Origin of the sequence: Porphyromonas sp. COT-108 OH1349, from assembly GCF_000768755.1 — a bacterium.
In the GTDB taxonomy this organism is placed as follows: Bacteria; Bacteroidota; Bacteroidia; order Bacteroidales; family Porphyromonadaceae; genus Porphyromonas_A; species Porphyromonas_A canoris.
This window is the reverse complement of the sequence record NZ_JRAH01000003.1, coordinates 49,040-65,591: the sequence shown is the minus strand read 5'-3', so window position 1 is coordinate 65,591 and position 16,552 is coordinate 49,040. Positions and strand designations below refer to the sequence as shown.

The 16,552-nt window shown below is 48.1% G+C and carries 21 protein-coding genes and 3 pseudogenes; 9 read left to right on the top strand and 15 right to left on the bottom strand.

From position 1 onward, the window contains the following. Window positions 1-31: 31 nt before the first annotated feature. A complete protein-coding gene (locus JT26_RS00450) occupies window positions 32-502 on the top strand; it encodes a DUF1896 domain-containing protein (protein ID WP_036844623.1) in 471 nt (156 codons plus the stop codon). Between the two features lie 135 nt (window positions 503-637). Continuing rightward, the gene (locus JT26_RS00445) at window positions 638-967 is read left to right on the top strand and encodes a hypothetical protein (RefSeq protein WP_036844620.1); all 330 of its coding nucleotides are present in this window, start codon (window positions 638-640) and stop codon (window positions 965-967) included. 67 nt (window positions 968-1,034) lie between these two features. Here the strand turns inward: JT26_RS00445 and JT26_RS10755 are convergent, their stop codons facing one another. Further along, window positions 1,035-1,175 (bottom strand): hypothetical protein, encoded by a 141-nt coding sequence (locus tag JT26_RS10755; protein ID WP_160217617.1) that lies wholly within the window; start codon window positions 1,173-1,175, stop codon window positions 1,035-1,037. 136 nt (window positions 1,176-1,311) lie between these two features. On the opposite strand from JT26_RS10755, the gene JT26_RS00440 reads away from it, so the two are divergent. The 6 genes and pseudogenes from JT26_RS00440 to JT26_RS00420 all read left to right on the top strand — a co-directional run bounded on the left by JT26_RS00440 (window position 1,312) and on the right by JT26_RS00420 (window position 4,389). Then, a complete protein-coding gene (locus tag JT26_RS00440; RefSeq protein WP_036844617.1) occupies window positions 1,312-1,743 on the top strand; it encodes a hypothetical protein in 432 nt (143 codons plus the stop codon). A 7-nt stretch (window positions 1,744-1,750) separates the two neighbouring features. Then, entirely contained in the window at window positions 1,751-1,975 is a 225-nt protein-coding gene (locus JT26_RS10565) for a hypothetical protein (protein ID WP_152566951.1), read from the top strand. A 113-nt stretch (window positions 1,976-2,088) separates the two neighbouring features. Next, window positions 2,089-2,503: pseudogene (locus tag JT26_RS00435) on the top strand (PcfK-like family protein); the annotation flags it as partial. Window positions 2,504-2,567: 64 nt separating this feature from the next. Next, window positions 2,568-2,972: pseudogene (locus JT26_RS00430) on the top strand (PcfJ domain-containing protein); the annotation flags it as partial. A 234-nt stretch (window positions 2,973-3,206) separates the two neighbouring features. Then, window positions 3,207-3,437 (top strand): hypothetical protein, encoded by a 231-nt coding sequence (locus JT26_RS10750; protein ID WP_160217616.1) that lies wholly within the window; start codon window positions 3,207-3,209, stop codon window positions 3,435-3,437. Between the two features lie 178 nt (window positions 3,438-3,615). Beyond that, window positions 3,616-4,389, top strand: coding sequence for a hypothetical protein (locus tag JT26_RS00420; protein ID WP_036844608.1), 774 nt, complete (start codon window positions 3,616-3,618; stop codon window positions 4,387-4,389). A 13-nt stretch (window positions 4,390-4,402) separates the two neighbouring features. Here the strand turns inward: JT26_RS00420 and JT26_RS00415 are convergent, their stop codons facing one another. From JT26_RS00415 to JT26_RS00355, 14 genes and pseudogenes are all read right to left on the bottom strand, one after another. Next, entirely contained in the window at window positions 4,403-4,903 is a 501-nt protein-coding gene (locus tag JT26_RS00415) for a lysozyme (protein ID WP_036844594.1), read from the bottom strand. Then, window positions 4,896-5,348: a DUF3872 domain-containing protein gene (locus JT26_RS00410; protein WP_036844592.1), complete on the bottom strand. Its 453-nt coding sequence runs from the start codon at window positions 5,346-5,348 to the stop codon at window positions 4,896-4,898. Before JT26_RS00410 ends, JT26_RS00415 begins: the two co-directional genes overlap by 8 nt. Window positions 5,349-5,362: 14 nt before the next feature. Beyond that, window positions 5,363-5,944 carry a conjugal transfer protein TraO gene (locus JT26_RS00405; protein WP_036844950.1) on the bottom strand — a complete coding sequence of 194 codons (582 nt, stop codon included), beginning with the start codon at window positions 5,942-5,944 and terminating at the stop codon, window positions 5,363-5,365. Between the two features lie 5 nt (window positions 5,945-5,949). After that, complete coding sequence (gene traN, locus JT26_RS00400; RefSeq protein ID WP_036844589.1) at window positions 5,950-6,888, bottom strand: conjugative transposon protein TraN; 939 nt, start codon at window positions 6,886-6,888, stop codon at window positions 5,950-5,952. Window positions 6,889-7,037: 149 nt separating this feature from the next. Next, the gene (traM, locus tag JT26_RS00395) at window positions 7,038-8,276 is read right to left on the bottom strand and encodes a conjugative transposon protein TraM (protein ID WP_036844586.1); all 1,239 of its coding nucleotides are present in this window, start codon (window positions 8,274-8,276) and stop codon (window positions 7,038-7,040) included. Continuing rightward, complete coding sequence (locus JT26_RS10360) at window positions 8,269-8,562, bottom strand: hypothetical protein (protein ID WP_081966345.1); 294 nt, start codon at window positions 8,560-8,562, stop codon at window positions 8,269-8,271. Before JT26_RS10360 ends, traM begins: the two co-directional genes overlap by 8 nt. Window positions 8,563-8,566: 4 nt before the next feature. Continuing rightward, window positions 8,567-9,190, bottom strand: a complete 624-nt coding sequence (traK, locus tag JT26_RS00390) for a conjugative transposon protein TraK (RefSeq protein WP_036844583.1) — start codon at window positions 9,188-9,190, stop codon at window positions 8,567-8,569. A gap of 24 nt (window positions 9,191-9,214) precedes the next feature. After that, window positions 9,215-10,258 (bottom strand): conjugative transposon protein TraJ, encoded by a 1,044-nt coding sequence (traJ, locus tag JT26_RS00385; protein ID WP_036844580.1) that lies wholly within the window; start codon window positions 10,256-10,258, stop codon window positions 9,215-9,217. Window positions 10,259-10,261: 3 nt separating this feature from the next. Further along, window positions 10,262-10,891 (bottom strand): DUF4141 domain-containing protein, encoded by a 630-nt coding sequence (locus tag JT26_RS00380; RefSeq protein WP_036844577.1) that lies wholly within the window; start codon window positions 10,889-10,891, stop codon window positions 10,262-10,264. A gap of 21 nt (window positions 10,892-10,912) precedes the next feature. Next, window positions 10,913-13,416: pseudogene (locus JT26_RS00375) on the bottom strand (TraG family conjugative transposon ATPase). Next, window positions 13,413-13,745: a DUF4133 domain-containing protein gene (locus JT26_RS00370; protein ID WP_036844573.1), complete on the bottom strand. Its 333-nt coding sequence runs from the start codon at window positions 13,743-13,745 to the stop codon at window positions 13,413-13,415. The pseudogene JT26_RS00375 and the gene JT26_RS00370 overlap by 4 nt, the downstream one beginning before the upstream one ends. After that, complete coding sequence (locus JT26_RS00365) at window positions 13,745-14,047, bottom strand: DUF4134 domain-containing protein (RefSeq protein ID WP_018964948.1); 303 nt, start codon at window positions 14,045-14,047, stop codon at window positions 13,745-13,747. The genes JT26_RS00370 and JT26_RS00365 overlap by 1 nt, the downstream gene beginning before the upstream one ends. Window positions 14,048-14,195: 148 nt before the next feature. Next, window positions 14,196-14,789, bottom strand: coding sequence for a hypothetical protein (locus tag JT26_RS10885; RefSeq protein WP_200879735.1), 594 nt, complete (start codon window positions 14,787-14,789; stop codon window positions 14,196-14,198). A 3-nt stretch (window positions 14,790-14,792) separates the two neighbouring features. Further along, window positions 14,793-15,578, bottom strand: a complete 786-nt coding sequence (locus tag JT26_RS00355; protein ID WP_036844553.1) for a ParA family protein — start codon at window positions 15,576-15,578, stop codon at window positions 14,793-14,795. Window positions 15,579-16,128: 550 nt separating this feature from the next. On the opposite strand from JT26_RS00355, the gene JT26_RS00350 reads away from it, so the two are divergent. Then, window positions 16,129-16,539 carry a hypothetical protein gene (locus JT26_RS00350; RefSeq protein ID WP_036844550.1) on the top strand — a complete coding sequence of 137 codons (411 nt, stop codon included), beginning with the start codon at window positions 16,129-16,131 and terminating at the stop codon, window positions 16,537-16,539. Window positions 16,540-16,552: the final 13 nt, after the last annotated feature.

Below are 16,552 nucleotides of genomic sequence, written 5' to 3'. Positions count from 1 at the left end.
GACTTGTTTCATCTAAAATCAGAATGATATTATGAATCAGACTAAGAAAGAGCTTTCTTACTTCCGTTTGAAGTTGGAAACTTACCTCAATGATTATCACTCCGAGTTAATGACAGACACAGCCTTTATTTCAGCTCGTGTCGATGCAACACTCACCGCTTACTGCGATGCCATATCGCAGGGCTTCTCCCACCTCGAAGCTGAGGCGATGTCGAGCGAAGTCCTTTACCAAGGATTACACTTCTCTAAGCACAATACCCTTGTGTCTATTTTAGAGAATGAGTTCAGCGAAGAATTGCCCGAACCACTACCAGAAAAACTTGCTCCCATTCTACTTGGCAATCAATTCATTCAAGCAGTCTTCGCGAAGTATGACCTCACAGACGACTTCGACGGAAGCACTGAGTACGAGGCTCTCTACACCGAACTCACAGGCACGATTGTCGAGCTTATTGAGAATAACAACTTGCCTACGATGGAGAAGGCTGAAGCATCGAAGTAACTTAATCCTATCGGGAGCATTGGAGCATCAAGAGCCAAGATATACACTCCGTCCCACACGCCAAGGCGCAAGCCCTTGTCTTTGGAGGTCGGAGTATCTTGGGCTCGCTCTTGAAACTCTAAAATGCTCCCAGATATGAATACTTCAGTTATGAATCACGATGTACACAGCCCCATCTTCATTCGGGCAAAGTCTACTAACGATAAACCACAGACAGCCAAGCCTGTCCGTAGCATCGACTGGCGACGGTTCATCGAGCTGACGCTCCTTCTCTCTGTCGTGGTCGCAGCTGTCTATTTCATCGCCAAGCTCGTTACTCCTCAAGTCGTAACCGTCATTGGCATCTTCGTGGGTTTCCTGGTACTGCGGTTCGTGGTAAGGACCATTCTGCAAATCACTTTCACCATTCTCGGCTATCTCTTCTGGTTAGCCATCTTGGCGGCAATACTGATTTACATCTTCTAATCTGAGATAATCATCTTAACGGGTGGCGGGCTCTTCGGAGCTTGCCACCTTTTTTGTTTCCAACTCTTTAGCGTTGCACTTCTGCTTCTTCATCCTCCGTTCCACTTATTGCGTAGCAGATGGATGCTGTTTCTTTTTCCTTGCAAAGGTAGTGTGGGGCTTGGGCTGCCCCAAGGTCAAGCCTACGGTTGGGCTGGAAAATCTCCACACTTGCGTTTCGCTTGGCTTCGCTCCAGGTAGTATTTTCCGCCCAAACTTTGTGTCGCTCCTCGCCCCCTACCTCTGTTTCGCTCGAAAAAAGGAATCAGCATACTCCGATCTTTGGACGCAAAAAAAATGTCACTATGGATAAGCAGAACGTAAAAACAACATCTCCGATGAACAGAAAAGGATATAGCTCCTCCTCTCATTACCGCATAAATTCAGGACTTGAGGAATGCGAGTGTGCCGTGGCGACCAAGTTCGTGCAGTGGGAGGTACAACCCTTGGAGACTCTGAGTGCAAGTAAAGCCTACCTCTTGCGTGTGAAACTCAATCGTGGCGAAGGGATGAGCCGTGAGGATAAGGATTGGCTATGCGAAGCCGTGAACAGCAACACCTATTTCCGCACCGCCGTACCCGTGATGGGTTATCGCTTTGACTTCTTGGATGTGCTGAAAAAGTACTTGGTCAATCAATACGGACAATGGGCTGAGTACTATGCACCCGACCGCACCAGCCTACGCAAGTACCTCTCGGGACGCATCAACCAAATAGTAGAAATCCCTAAATACTAAGAAGACTATGGCAAATTACGCATTCTATCAAGACCGCAAGGTTACCTGCCCCGAACGCACACACTTTAATGTGCAGGCAGGCACTTACGAGGAAGCCTTCGTAAGGCTTAGAATAAGGCAAGGCGGTTCGTTTTGTGGCTTCGCCAAATACCCTTTCCGAGGGAAGCCCAAACCCTACTGTCCCAAAACGTATACGTTTTGCTCACAAGACGTATACCTTGCATTCGGATAATGCTATACCTTATGATTGATTAACCTGAAAATTAGCTCTTGAAATTAGAGGGCAAGGGCATTCAAACACCCTCGCTCCTGCGTATCAATCAGCCTTAGTCAAGCGATAAAACAATGAACGGAACAGCACAATTCACACGCACCATAGCCGAGTATCTCAATGGGAGAGCAGCCACAGACCCTCTGTTTGCTCCTAACTTGGCAAAGCCCCACAAGAACATTGAGGACTGCCATCACCTACATCTTACAGCAGGTACAGCAGAGCGGTTGCAACGGCTTTGAGGAGGACGATGAAATCTACTCTATGGCGGTACACTACTATGATGAGGACGATTTAGAAGTGGGTAGCCGTGTCGCCTGCAATGTGGTAGTCAATCACACCATAGTCCTCACCGAAGAAGAGAAAGCCGAAGCACGCAAGCAGGCGATACAGCAGTACCAAGCTGAAGAGCTTCGCAAGTTGCAAGAGCCGAAGCGAGTGAAAGCCAAGGCAAGCACCAACAGCGACCCAATACCTTTGCCTACTATTCGCAACGAGAATGAAGCCTATCGCTTTATTGCTCATTGCCCCCTCTATCCCAAGACTAAGGCAGTTGCAGGCACAGCGAGATAAGGAAGCCGAAGCCCAAAGACGACAAAAAGCCATAGAGAATGAGGAGCGTTTTCAAGCCCTCAAAGCACCATTCTTTGGCATCGCCTTTACAGACGGCACGATTGAGGTGCGTGTCTTAGAGAGTGTAGCGGAGTATATGGAAGAAGGCAAAGCCTTACACCATTGTGTGTTTACCAACGAGTACTACCTCAAAGAGCAGAGCCTTATCCTATCGGCAAGCATTGAGGGCAAGCGAATAGAAACCATTGAGGTATCGCTTGAAACGATAAAGGTCATTCAGTGTCGTGGCTTGCAGAACAAGAACACAGAGTACCACGACCGCATCATTGACTTGGTTAATGCCAACCAACAAGTGTTTAGAGATAGAATGAAAGCAATAGCCTAAATAAGAATACAATATGAGCAGTTTGACATTTGACATCGCTCCACGATGGAGAGCCAAAGCCGACGAAGGCTATTGGTATATAGACCGAGATATGTAAGTAGTAAGAACGTGGGATAGAGGAAAAGAAGGACTTCCTTTTAAGACCATTGATGAACTGAGAAACGAGAGTGGCAACTATTTCTCAACTGAGGAGGAAGCCGCGTATTACGCATCTATCTTTTTCGTAATACCCTAATGCAAGACAGATGTTCACATCGGGCAGGGAGTAAAGGTTTATACTACTTTGTAGACACGGGCATTCCACGCAGTGCAGATACCTATGAGTGGGAAGACCCTACCCGAGAAGATGCCCCTGGTATTAGTTTGTATGCGTGTGGGAACTACTTTCTCACCGAAGAAGAAGCCCGAAACTTTTGCCACTTATTTGTGGCAACCTTACAGAGCCGATACAAGGACTCCCAATAACGGAACACGAATAAATCAAAAAGCCCCGAAGCGATTAAACAAATCACTTCGGGGCTTCTTTTCTTTGTCTTTGAAACGAGCAGGCGACCAAAAGAAAAGAAGCAAAAGAAAGTCGCTGAGAAACTCCTGATTCGACCCTAAAAATTGTATATTTGTAAATGTTTTATTTTCAGAACAAATGGAAACTATACATACACAAGAAGAACTTATCTTCGAAGACTATCAAAAGCTTTTGGCTAATGACGAAGAAGTGTCTCCAGATGGTTTACATTATCTGGGAGAGTTTTACTATAAAAACGGCTACTGGGGAAGATACCCTGGCAACGAGGAAGTCGAGTGGGAACGCTATTGCAATCGAAAACGAGGTTTAGTAGTTCTCACCAAAGACCTTAATGATAGTGTAGCTTGGGATATTAGAGAGGATCAGGGGCGCAAAAACGGGACTGAGGAGCCAACTGCATCCGTCCGGTATGCGTTTTATCGTAATCTTCGTCGTTGGATATATGGATTACTAAATATGAACAACAATGGTCTAATGCCAGAATTCCCATCTACAGAGGACGCTCAAGAATGTTTTGAAACTGAGCCTTGGGTAAGGATAAATCTCAAAAAAGTTCCTGGGAAAAGTTCAATTGCTAATCAAACATTAGCCCAATACATTCAAAATTTTCGTCCGTTGCTTTTGAAGCAATTAGAAATATACAAGCGAGCTACTATTTACTTAGATTGCACTCGTCTTTATGGAACGGAACTCTTGAGAGAGCTGTATCCAGACATAAAGGCTTTTGGTGAAGGGAATGATGAGTGGATCTATTTTTCGGAAAAATATCGCCTCATTATAGTGAACTCGTATCATCCATCATGTCCTCTTTCTGGAGGGGAGGAAGCATATTACAATAGGATGAAAGATGCGGTACACTCTTTTTTTCGAGAACATCCAAATTTCTTATAATTGGGGCAAACTATTATGGGATATAAAACAGAGCAAACTCCACTTTTCTACGTTTGAGTAACCCTCGCAAGACCTTGCCTTTGTAGTGGCAAAAGGATAGGTATTCCTTGTAGAAATTCCTATCCCCTTGCTCAATCTTGCGAAGCAGCTGGCTTTTGCCTTGTTTGCCGTAGCCGAGCAGGCGCCCCACACCGATATTGTAAGAGAGCAGCGTCAAGAGCAAAGCGTCTTTGCCATAGTCCCTAAACACCTCAAAGCATTCCCAAAGGTCGGCACGCAAAAGGGAGTCGGCTTGTCGCTCCGTCATCTCTGCCGTAAACTTCTCGCCCTTTTTAAGCTCGTGACCATAGCCGACATAGGGATGATGCTTCTTGCCGTGCCAGCCCTCAAAGTGTTTGACGAAAAGCACAGCTCGCTCAAAAGGCGGTAAGTCTACCCAACGCACTCGCCTCCGTGCCATAGAGGGCAAAGCCCCCAAGCACAGTAGACAGAGTGCAAGTATCCAGTTAGCCATCTTTCTTTTTCTCCTCCTCTGCCTTCTTATTGTTGAAGGCAAAGGTCAGTTGTTGTACTTTGCCGAAGTTATCCTCGATATACACATCTATCGTTTGGCGGTCTGCCGACTGAGAGGTGTAGTACAAACGGAACTCCTCCCTCGTCAAGGGATAGCGGTCGTTGGGCTTGAAGACTAAGCCATCGTCCATTCTTAGGATACCCTTGCCCTCGGGTTGAAAGTAACGGAGGGTGTATCGGGTGTCGGCAAAGTTGCCCCCTCGTCTAAGGGAGCAACGGATTTCGGCTGTTTCGCCTTTCTTGATGTCCTTTTGAACAGGCATCGTTTGCAAAGCGAAGTCGTAAGACTGCTGCACATCCAACTCCCGATTACAAGCAGGTAAACAAACCCCAGCAAAAGTGAGTACCCCCACGACCCACAGTGTATTAAAGATTTTCTTTTTCATTGTTCTCTTGTTGCTTAAAGGTTGAACTTAATGCCTGCCGAGAGTGCAGGACGAAAACGATGCACATCTGAACCGAGAAGTAGCCGCCCCTGAGCTTTGAGGACGAGGAGCAACCTATCTGAGAGGAAGCACTCAATGCTACTATGCACCGCACCGCCATAGACGAAGCGAGAGCGGTCAAGCAGGGTTGCCCCATCGGGTAGCAAAGACTTTTCTTCATTGAGTTCCTCATAACCTCCGAGGGCAGAGATACCGAGGTAGCCAAAGATGTTCTTGCCTCTATCCGAGAGGATAGGTTGCATATAGCCTACTTGCAGGAGCATATCACGCATCGGCACTTGGTAGGTGCGATATGGCAGGCTCTGGTCTTCGTACTCTGCCGAGAGAAAGGCATAGTTCTCTCGCTTGAGGTATTTCGTGAGCGAAACCCCCATGCCAATTTTTTTCTCAGCAAAGAGCTTCTCGCCCTTAATCACTGGCACGGATGCCACCACCTCAATCCCCTTTTGCTTCGGGATAAGTCGCTGTGCGTGCGAGGGCAAAGCAAAAGCCATTGCCACCGCTACACAGGCTGATAAGAATAGGTGCTTCTTCATAGGGCTTACCATTTGAGTTTGAGCTTATCAATCTTTCGGGCAAGTAGCAGGTCCTCCTGCTCGAGGTAGAAGGAAAGCGTACGACCGCCGTTTCGTTCGTAGAGCGTTACTTCGAGCTGTTTGTCCTCAGAAAGAGCCAACTGCTCAAGGGCAAAGACTGTACGCTCGCTATCCTCGGCACGCACCTGCATCACCTGATGGTAGGCACGCAAGGGCTGCAATACTCGCTCTTGGATGGCGGTACGCCCAGCGACCTTCTTATCCACGACCTTAAAGGTGATGAAGTCCACCGAGTACGGCATATTCGTTTCGTTGTCGATACGGGTATGCAAATACAGAAGCCCATTGTGGGCATACAAGCCACGAAGCAGAAACTTGATGCCAAACTGCTGTACGCCGATATGCTTGATCGTTCGCTTGTTGTTCTGATGAATGGTCTCCATCATCAGCTTGACCAGAATAGGCGATTCGTTGCCGAGTTCCTTAAAGTAGATGTCGGCACGATTGCTGGGTAGTCTCCCCTCTGTGCTGGACAGAAAGTCCTTCATCTCGATGCTGAGCTTTTCGGGTTCGTCGGCATACTTCACGTTGAAAGCATAGTAGGAGCCGTCCTCACAGATGACGCTCATATTGGTCTCGGTCTCAAAGTCACGCACGGCAGCCTTGACACGCAAGACGTTCTCGGCATCTTCCGCCTTGCCAGCAATGAGGTTGTTACTCCCAAGGTCTACATAGCGAATCGGTGCAGGAAAGATTAGGTGTGAGGTCTTCTCGAAAGTAACCTCAAGCCCATAAGGCAAAACGACACGCCCCGAGGGGATCGCTTTGGTCATTCCTCGATAAAGGTCACCCGAGTTGAGAGGGCGATACCCCTCATTATTTTGGGCAAAGGTTGTTGTGATGCCTGCCACAAGCATAAGGGCAGATAGAAACATTCTTTTCATTGTCTTATTGGTTTAATTTATTGATTACGGGCTTGCAGAATGGGTGCAGTACAAGGCACCAAGAGCGAGGGCGAAGGGAGCTTACTGAGGTAAGTGACTGAACCCTAAACTCGCAGGTAACGCGGTAATGCAGCTATTATGCAAAGTCGTCACTTGGTTTGTACTAAGAATAGGCGATACCCTCCTTTGAGGGTGACCTTGATGGTGCGAAGCTTCTTTTGCAAAAGCTGGCTTGCTCCCTGCATTACACCACGAGCAGCCTCGGAGATGATTTGGTCTTTGGCTGAACTGGCAAAGGTGAAGGACGTCCCCATCGAGCCACCGATATTCGCTCCCATCTCCTTGAGGGCAGACACGTTCTCAGAGCCTGGAATATGGATACCCTCCTGTCCGTCTGTGTCGTAGGCAGAGAGCTTGACGGGGATAATCTGTCCGCCTACTTCTATGCTCTTGATGAGCAGTTGCATACGGTTACCCTCAATCTTGGCTTGGGCGATGAGCTTGCCCCCACGAGGGATACGCAAGTCCTTGATGCGAGCCGTTTCGAGTAGTCGGAGGGCTACATACTCGCCCTCTTGGAGTGTGGTCGTGCGATCGACTACCACTCGCAGGGTGTTACACTGTGGGGAAGGACTCTGATTCGAGAGAGAATGAAAGTCAATGTGGCGCTCCTTCATGCCATATTCCTGTATAAAGGCAGAGTCCGTCATCGGCTGACTGAGAGAGGAGACAATTGGCTTACGCTCAGTCAAGACCGTCATCACGGGTTCCGGAGAAGTCGTTGTCATATGACCTTCAGCAACAGGTCGCTCTGTCGCTCTGGCATTGGCATTGCCGAGGGGAGCCGTTCCCTTGGGAAGATACTTCGATGCCATCTGATAGCTCTTCTCCATAAGAGCAAGCTGTTTCTCCTCCTCGTCTTTTTCCCCCTCATCTCGCTGAGCCAACTCCTCTTTGAGGGCTTCAATCTCCGCATGCAAGGCTTCACGTTCCTCTTGGTATGGATCGTGATCGTAAAAGGAACTTACCAGTCGGTTGTTCTCCTCGTAACGTTGGAGCGAGCCCTCGATCTTCGTGGAAGATGTCTGTCGCTGAACTTCATCCTCGGACAAAGTAGCTGCTTCGGCGAAATAGTCGGATAGTTTTCCTATCTCAGCTTGAGTTTGCTCTTCTTGGGCAGACTGATCGCCCAGTTCATAGGCTTTGAGTTTGTTATCTGTAAGTTGCTCGACCGTGGCTTGGGGAATATCTTTGTTAAGTCCCTCCTGTTCTTTGGTCTTATCCTTGTCCGAAGGAGCAAAGATGAACCACATCGAGAGGGCACAAAGGAGTCCAAGCCCACCGAAGACCAAGCCTTTTTTCAGTTGTTCTTTCTGTTTTTTATCCATAATGTTCAATCATTTGTTGAGAGATTTTAGTCAGACGACTTCCGATGCTATCTACAGAGTTTGTAGGTATCGGAGCATCGATGTATTGATTCGTGTGGATGGGCAGTGCCTCTTCCCGATGAGGGAGGAAGAACTGTACTATCATCGCCAGCGAACAAAATAGGTAGGCGGCACTAATGCCATAGACCAAACGTTTGCGAGCCTTTGGACTGAGCCTATCGCACTGCTCCCTCAACCGGTAGTGCAGACGTAAGTAGTGGCGGCAGAATGAAAAGCGAGTGGACATAGGCTTAGCGTTTATAGGTTTGTAGATCTCGGTTTTCACGCACAAGAAAATGCTCCATTAAGAAGCCCTGTGGGTTATTATCCGAGCGGACGGAGTTCTGAAGCGTGCAGGTCGTAATGAGACTACGCTCCGTAACGTTACTCTGACGCAGGATGAACTGGCGAGCATAGGTTGTTACCTCATAGGGGTAGCTGTTAAAATTGCAGTGGATAGAGTCGATCTCTATCCGTTGGTTGACATTTCCAGAGATGGCTCGATTGTAGTAGCCTTTTTCTGCCAAGTCTTTGTAATAGTTGAATGCGGATTTGTCACAGAGCAGAAAGGCTCGCTCCATATTCCCTTCGATGGCTGCCTTGTCGGGTGCAATCGTAAAGAAGAGCTCATGAAATCGTCTGACATGCTCACGTGCCTCGACAGGGCGATTCATTGCGGCATCCTGACTGAGTGCCAAAATGAGTGATTTCCCTTCGTCCAAAACATAGATCTTCTCCCTCTGCTGAGAGGCAAAAGAGTAGGAGGCATAGAGCGCATAGCTACAGACGGCAATGCAGAGCAGTACAAAAAGCAGCGCATAAAGCCGTATCTGCTTGAATGAGGTTTCGATATTGGTGAGTGATTTGAATTCCATAAAAATGCTGTTTGTTCTTCCTTATTAGTTTCCTTTCCCTCTCAGTAGAGCTCCTTTGATACGACCTCCGATGTTACCGATAGAGGCTCCTGCGCCTGCAGCAGCGGCTTTTCCTCCGAGATAAGCTCCCTGAGCTCCTCGTTGAGCCGTCTGATTCACATTACGTCCATAAGAACCGATACCTCCTCCTGCTTCGATAATCCATCCCGAAACGGTCGGAACAGAGAAGTAGCCGATGATACCGATAAGGAAAAAGACCATATAGTACCAACTGCCCACTTCGGGAATGTAGTTGAGGTCACTTAACAGGGCGATGTCTTTCTGAATCATCAAGATTTGAATCTTTGTCAGAAGGGCTGTCAAGATGGAGCTGACAGGTAACCAGAGATAGACTGAGATGTAGCGTGAAAACCATGCGGTCAGTGACCCCGAAAGACCATCCCATACGGCAATGCCAAAGACCACAGGACCGAGGATGGAGAGGACAATCAAAATGAAGGTTCGGAGCGTATCGATGACAAGACCGGCAGCATGAAAGATAAGCTCCAAAAGGTCTTGCACCTTTTTCATGAACCATCGCTTGGTTTGGTAGGCGGCACGTTCGGCATACATTCCTGCAATAGTTACGGCATCTTCGGGGCCGATAATCCCCATCTCTTCTATCTTTTGGTCAAACTTCTCATTCGAGACGAGATAAGCGGTTTCGGGATTACGCAGGTAGGCCTCCTCCTGCAGTTTGTTACGTTCTGCAGTCAGTTTGTCAAGTGTTCCCTCCTGCTTGTGTACCATCTGTTCTGTGCCTTTCACCACGGGAGAGAGAACAGCATTCATCGTACCAAGTACCACCGTAGGGAAAAACATGATACAGAAGCCCAAAACAAAGGGGCGAAGCAAAGGATAGACATCTATCGGCTCTGCTCTGGCCAGTGACGACCAAACACGTATGGCAATGTAAAACAGGGCTCCCAAGCCGGCTATCCCCTTGGCAATACCTGTCATCTCCGAGGCCAAGGGCATCATCTCCTGATAGGTGGAACGAAGCAGTTCGTGTAAACTTGAAAAATCCATGGCTTACCAGTAACGTATGTCTGAACTTCCATATAGGGAGCGTACCTGCTCGAGCTCTCCCTTTTGTCGTGCCCTCACGTAGCTCACAGAGATATTCTTTCGGGTGTAGTACGATACCAAAGAGCGATACTCTCGAACGGTGTTATAGATGCGGTCTATCATTTGCATCCGCTCGCTGTCGTTCATGGAGAAGACATTGCTCTTAGCTACGGATTTCAACTCCTTCAGACTCTCTCCGCTCAGTTCCAGAAGTTTACTGTAGCCCGAAGCCATGGCAGCCAGCTCAGTAGGACGGAAATTCGTATCACTGAGCATCTTTTTATAGGAGGAGACATAAATCTCTGAAATGTCACCCACCATCAAGATGGTCTCCTTCACTTTGTAGGCATCGCCGATGAGGTTATTCACCTTCTTGAGAGCATCGTAATATTTCTTGGTGTCATTATAGAGTTTCTCCACCTCCTTGAAACCGTTCAAGGTGTTCTTGACGGTCTTGGAGGCTGTGGCAATCTCTTTGACCGTATTGGCAATATTCCCCGCAAAGTTCATAGGGTCACTTACGACCCACTGAGCGTGGGCTTGTGTAGTAAAGAGGCTCAATCCAAGGAGAGCCATAAGGATGTACTTTTTCATGGGTTCTGTTGTTTAAGGGTTTTACTTCTGTCGTTTCTCCATAGCCAAGCGACGGATAGCTGTTTCGATGTCTCCGCCTAACTCTTCCGAGAGGCGCATCACTTCGAGCTTTTCAGTCTCTTCGGTCGTGTAGGTGAGGTATTCCTCCAGCGACACCTCCGTAGCATAAACCGCAGACTGCATACCGCCCAAGCCTATCCATACTTCCTTATAGAGGCGATTCGGGTCGTTGTTCTGATTGATGGAGAGGATTTGGTTCTTCTCCTTCTCCGATAAGCCCAACATCGCCTGTATGCCGTCGAACTTGGTCATATACTTACGCTGGTCGAGCAGGATCTTGCAATCGGAATTGTTGATGATACTCTCCTTGACGATGGGCGACTGAATGATGTCGTCCACCTCCTGCGTGACGACAATTGCCTCACCAAAGAACTTTCGGACGGTCTTATACAAATACTTGATATAGTCCGCCATATTGGCCGAAGCAATCGCTTTCCATACCTCCTCGATGAGAATCATCTTGCGGATGCCCTTGAGACGACGCATCTTGTTGATGAAAGCTTCCATGATGATGATGGTCACCACAGGGAAGAGGTCTTTATTATCCTTCACCGCATCAATCTCAAAGACGATGAAGCGTTTACTTAGGAGGTCGATGTTCTTATCCGAGTTCAGCAAAAAGTCGTAGCGACCGCCTCGGTAGTACTGCTTGAGGGTCGTTAAGAGGTTGTTGATGTTGAAGTCGGAGAGGGTAACCTCAATCTCTCGCTTACCCATATCCTCTCGGTACACATCACGCAGATACTCGTAGAAGGTATTGAAGCAGGGAGTAATGCTTCTATCCGAACGAATGAGTTCGATATAGGCATTGACAGCCGAACCAAGCTCCCCCGCCTCGGTCTTGGTAATCTGTTCCTCCGCACTCTTCCAAAGAGTCAAAAGCAGGGTGCAGATACTCTCTCGTTTCTCTACATCAAAGAGATAATCATCCGTATAGAAGGGGTTGAAAGAGATGGGATTCTCATCCGTATAGGTGAAGTAGACTCCATCCTCGCCCTTCGTCTTGCCATGGATGAGTTCGCACAAACCTTGATAGGAGTTACCCGTATCGACAAGCAGGACGTGTGCCCCCTGCTCGTAGTACTGGCGCACCATGTGATTTGTAAAGAAACTTTTGCCACTGCCCGACGGACCAAGAATGAACTTATTGCGGTTGGTGATGATGCCCTTTTTCATCGGGAGGTCAGAGATGTCCAGGTGTATGGGCTTACCCGACAGGCGGTCTGCCATCTTGATACCAAAGGGAGAAAGTGAGTCCTTGTAGTTTGTCTCGGCTGTGAAAAAGCAGAGCGCAGGCTCGATGAAAGTATAGAAACTCTCTTCCGAGGGGAAGTCGGCAGCATTGCCGGGGATGCCTGCCCAGTAGAGCGTAGCCACATCAATAGTGTTGTGTCGGGGCTTGCACTCCATAAGAGCCAAGGCACTTTCCACATCGTTCTTGATTTGTCGCAGTTCCTCGCTGTCACTACTCCATGCCAGTACATTGAAGTGGGCACGGATGGAGCAGAGACCCTGAGAATGGGCGACATTAAGGTACTCTTGTAGCCACTCCTCGTTGATCTGGTTGCTACGGCTGTAGCGAGCCAAGGAGTGCATATTTCTTGCCTGCTTCTCGAAGCGTGCAGGTTGGCATCGCTATCCTCAATGAAGAGGTATTGGTTGTAGATGTGATTACATGGAAGCATCAGCCCTATGGGCGAAGCAAAGGAGAGGCGGCAGTCACTGCGGTCGGTGGATAGTCGCTCGTAACGGCTATCCGTGCTGACAGTCGTTGGCAGGTCGTCCGTGTCGCTGAGAGTGTGCAAGCAAAGCCTATTGTCGCCTACACGTACAAGGTCGGCACCCAATCGGATGTCCTCCAGCGAAGCATGATGCTCATCGGAAAGAGAGAAATAACGGTCAAGTAAACCGCTTTTCTCCTTTGTCCCCACAAGCTCCTCTTCCGTCATACGCTCTAAACGAATGAGCATCGTGTCGTTGATGATGCGCTCGAACTGATCGACGGCTTCCATAAACTTGATGACGGCTTCTTTGTCCTCAATCTCTTTGGGGACAAGATGCCCACGGCAGAGAGTAGAGAAATTGCTCTGCTGTGCCATACGCTTCTTATTGCTTTTGGTAAGGAAGAGATAGACCGAGTGGTGCAGATAAGGACGCTCATTAAAGTGTCGCTCCGAAGAGCGAGCGAGAAAACTCAATCCTCCCTCCGAGAGTTTTCCTTGGTACTCCTCCACAATAAACCAATCCTGCTTATGCACGATGCTGAAGTTAGGCAGCACCTTAACCGCCTTATGCCAAGCCGAGTGCATCGCTTCGTATTCGGCCGAAGTCACCGTGAAGAGTTCGGGCAATTCCACCCGAAAAGCCACCGCTATGTCGGCTTCCTTGCTGATGATACATCCCTGTTCAATAGCGAGCAGGGGGAACTTCGCCTCCAGAGTGCTCATCTTACTGCTGTTTCTCATCTTGTCGTTTGTGATTTGAGGTTACGAAAGAGGTGGTAAACGATACGCCGGTTCAAAAGGTAACGAGGGAGGGAGCGTACTGCTCCGAGCTTCATCAGCCCATGTTCACCATACTTGCGGTTCATAGCGAATGTTTGCCACACCACCAGCGTGGCACCCAATACGCCTATGCCAAGGCAAACGAGCTGACTAATGCCCAAGAGGTACAATACGATCACCATGATGAAAGTCCCTAGAAGCCCTCCCGCAAAGAGAAAGAGGTACTGAGCTTTCAAGCCCTTGAACTCCACTGTGTGTCCTACACCTTTATTGATTTCCCAAGATGCCATTAGAGGAAGAAACTTCTAAGGATGGTGGCAGCCACGATAAGGAAGATACATGCCCCAAACCAAGAGGCTGCTGTCTTGCTTGTATCAGGGTCTCCCGAGCTGAACTTATTGTATACCTTGATTCCCCCAATCAAGCCGACCACGGCTCCAACGGCATAAATCAATTTGGTACCGGGATCGAAATAGCTCGTGACCATTTTGGTGGCTTCGTTGATACCGGCCATACCGTTGCCCTGTGCATAAGCTCCTGCGGTCGCAGTGGCGATAAGGAGCAACATCAATGCGATTTTCTTTCTGTTCATGTTGTTGGATTTATTGTTATTGATTATGAATAGGTTGTTCTCTGTTGTGTGGGGAGGTCAGGATGGGGAGCACCTCTGTAGCTCGTTTTCATGGTACTACTTGCGTGTAACCTTCATGTGCTACCCCATCCATTACTCCGCTTGTGTTTTAGAGGTAATAGTCTAAGGTTCTTTCGTTGCCTCCTTGAAGTTCTTGTCTTGGGAGGTGTTCAGTTTTTACCATATCGCTTTGTATTTGAGCTTCCTCTGCACGACGCATGGCTTCCAAGAACTTGGTATGCTTCGATTCTTGTGCCTTGAGGTTTTCTTTGTACTTCTCGATCAAGTCAGTGCCTTGCACTTTACTGAGGGTTGCCTGAACTTCTGCTTCATCCTCTTCATCGAGGGTATCGTCATGTTTGCTCCAGCATCCCATGCGCACAAGGTCACGGGCAAGAATTGCCGATGGAGAAACCTCCGGAGTCGGATCGGGAGTGAACATCAGTTCCTCTCTCAAGACCTCATCCTCATCAACGGTGTCCATGGTATAAGCGACATGGAGTTCGTTCTCTGTCTCACTAATCGTAGGTATAGCATCCTCGGATGTCTCCTCTGTCGGTATCGGAGCCTCTTGTGGCTCTAACTCAACGGGTTGGTCGAAAAAGGGGGACTCCTCTGCACTACGCTTCGTAACCCCGATATCGCCCATCTCTTGGAGTTTGGCACTCAATATCTTTTGTCGTTTTTCTTGGATGGAAGGCATGATTTATTCATGGATAAGGTGAAAACGTTGGAGAACTTCTTCTACCCATTCATCTACCCCTGTGGATGGACGAAGGGCAGGTACGGGTGGTAAATAAGAACTGCGGAAAACGCCTTTGACGCCTCCCTGACCTAATTCTCGAGAAAACTTCACCGAATGGTAGATACGGGTATCAAAAAGGTTGATCTCCTCCTCTTGGGCATATTTCGTATAGTGGTCAACAACCACAGGACTGGCACTGCGATTGATTTTATTCCAAAGAAGCAGGAGGTCTCGAATGCGTGCGTCTTCAAAACTGAGACCCAAGTCCCGAACAGTTTGAGCATAGGCAAAACCGGATACCAGGGACTGAGGATCGGCTTCTATGGGGGAGATGATATAATCCATCTCTATGGAGAGCTGTAAAAGGGCTTCTGTACCGGCATGCCCCGGAAAGTCAAAGATGACCAACCGTTCCTTTCGTTCCGAGCTTTCCAGATACTTTTGGACATCTTTCAATGCCACATCAGGGGTGGAGCGTAAAATGGGATAAGCCGGATGTCCAAACTTGGTAAAATGGACTTTGAGCTGTTCGCTCAGCTCCTTGGAAGCTTGGATGAGATTGCGTTCTCGCTCTCGAAGTTTATAGAACGATTCCTGCGTACCGTCACAATCAACCACTACGAGAGGGAGATGCTTCTCATAGTAAAGTATGGAGGCAAGGATTTCGGCAAGAGAGCTCTTGCCAACACCGCCTTTTTGTGAGGCGAAGCCCAAATAAATGGGAGCTTGCATAGGGAGCGTTTTCATGTCAGATAACTGTTTACGGAAATAACTGATTCTTGGATTTAGTGACCGACCGATGCTCTGAGGTTGATTCGTTAGTGAATAGATGACTCTGTCTAAACTAAGCGACTGAAATCTTGATTAACTGACGGATTCAATAACTGCTCTACATCGTGACTTTCCTACTTTTGAACCGACTTACAAACGGAGGTCGGTTGGTCTATTCTGAGTTAGGTCGGTCAGTCGGTTCTGACCTAAATCCACTGCAAAATAAGTTGGTAAATCAGTCGCCTTCAACCCCTCGGGAAGCATCGGGAAACAGCAGGATATTCTCAGAATATCCCTTATGATGAGACTGTTACAACAAGCCTCTAACTTTGCAGAGGGATAGAAAATGGAGAACTATCTTCATCGAAGTAGACACCCCGAAGAGGGTGGATGCTTCATCAGCATCATCTCTTGATACCGGCAAGGTGTGTCTTTGTCCCACAAATTACCATTTGTCGCACAAAGACCCTTGCCCCAATAGGGGTATCAATCACTCCAAAGTCGTGATTAAAGAACAACGAAACCAATGAAAAGAAAGAATACAGACAAGCCAGACGGCAGATATGCCACCTGCCCACGATGGGACAGATGGCACATCAGAATACCCAACCTCGAAGACCAGAAAAAGCTCATCGAGCTATACCAAAAATCGGGAGCGAAGACCAAGAGTCACTACCTCAGAGCACGGCTACTAAATGAATCCTTTAAGGTCATCACACAAGACGAGTCCGCAGAGCCGTATCTAAGACAGTTAGACAGCATCATTACTAAATTGAGGGTCATCGGAGTGAGTTACAACGAAGCCGTCAAGACACTCAACAGCTACCACACGGTCGCCGCTGCCCAGAGAATGATTCGCCAACTCGAAATTTACTCCGAGGCAATCATCAAGTTACAGGTGCAGGCGATACAGCTGACGATGAATTTTGATACGTAATTAAATGTCATAT

Excerpts from the sequence above, each read along its gene's own strand:
- JT26_RS00415 (WP_036844594.1), bottom strand. The coding sequence starts at position 4,903 with ATGGCTAACTGGATACTTGCACTCTGTCTACTGTGCTTGGGGGCTTTG.
- JT26_RS00405 (WP_036844950.1), bottom strand. The coding sequence starts at position 5,944 with ATGAAGAAGCACCTATTCTTATCAGCCTGTGTAGCGGTGGCAATGGCT.
- JT26_RS00365 (WP_018964948.1), bottom strand. The coding sequence starts at position 14,047 with ATGAACAGAAAGAAAATCGCATTGATGTTGCTCCTTATCGCCACTGCG.
- JT26_RS00370 (WP_036844573.1), bottom strand. The coding sequence starts at position 13,745 with ATGGCATCTTGGGAAATCAATAAAGGTGTAGGACACACAGTGGAGTTC.
- traJ (WP_036844580.1), bottom strand. The coding sequence starts at position 10,258 with ATGGATTTTTCAAGTTTACACGAACTGCTTCGTTCCACCTATCAGGAG.
- JT26_RS00350 (WP_036844550.1), top strand. The coding sequence starts at position 16,129 with ATGAAAAGAAAGAATACAGACAAGCCAGACGGCAGATATGCCACCTGC.
- traN (WP_036844589.1), bottom strand. The coding sequence starts at position 6,888 with ATGAAAAGAATGTTTCTATCTGCCCTTATGCTTGTGGCAGGCATCACA.
- JT26_RS00380 (WP_036844577.1), bottom strand. The coding sequence starts at position 10,891 with ATGAAAAAGTACATCCTTATGGCTCTCCTTGGATTGAGCCTCTTTACT.
- traM (WP_036844586.1), bottom strand. The coding sequence starts at position 8,276 with ATGGATAAAAAACAGAAAGAACAACTGAAAAAAGGCTTGGTCTTCGGT.
- JT26_RS10565 (WP_152566951.1), top strand. The coding sequence starts at position 1,751 with ATGGCAAATTACGCATTCTATCAAGACCGCAAGGTTACCTGCCCCGAA.
- JT26_RS00445 (WP_036844620.1), top strand. The coding sequence starts at position 638 with ATGAATACTTCAGTTATGAATCACGATGTACACAGCCCCATCTTCATT.
- JT26_RS00440 (WP_036844617.1), top strand. The coding sequence starts at position 1,312 with ATGGATAAGCAGAACGTAAAAACAACATCTCCGATGAACAGAAAAGGA.
- JT26_RS10885 (WP_200879735.1), bottom strand. The coding sequence starts at position 14,789 with ATGCCTTCCATCCAAGAAAAACGACAAAAGATATTGAGTGCCAAACTC.
- JT26_RS10360 (WP_081966345.1), bottom strand. The coding sequence starts at position 8,562 with ATGTCCACTCGCTTTTCATTCTGCCGCCACTACTTACGTCTGCACTAC.
- JT26_RS00410 (WP_036844592.1), bottom strand. The coding sequence starts at position 5,348 with ATGAAAAAGAAAATCTTTAATACACTGTGGGTCGTGGGGGTACTCACT.
- JT26_RS10750 (WP_160217616.1), top strand. The coding sequence starts at position 3,207 with ATGCAAGACAGATGTTCACATCGGGCAGGGAGTAAAGGTTTATACTAC.
- JT26_RS00355 (WP_036844553.1), bottom strand. The coding sequence starts at position 15,578 with ATGAAAACGCTCCCTATGCAAGCTCCCATTTATTTGGGCTTCGCCTCA.
- JT26_RS00450 (WP_036844623.1), top strand. The coding sequence starts at position 32 with ATGAATCAGACTAAGAAAGAGCTTTCTTACTTCCGTTTGAAGTTGGAA.
- JT26_RS00420 (WP_036844608.1), top strand. The coding sequence starts at position 3,616 with ATGGAAACTATACATACACAAGAAGAACTTATCTTCGAAGACTATCAA.
- traK (WP_036844583.1), bottom strand. The coding sequence starts at position 9,190 with ATGGAATTCAAATCACTCACCAATATCGAAACCTCATTCAAGCAGATA.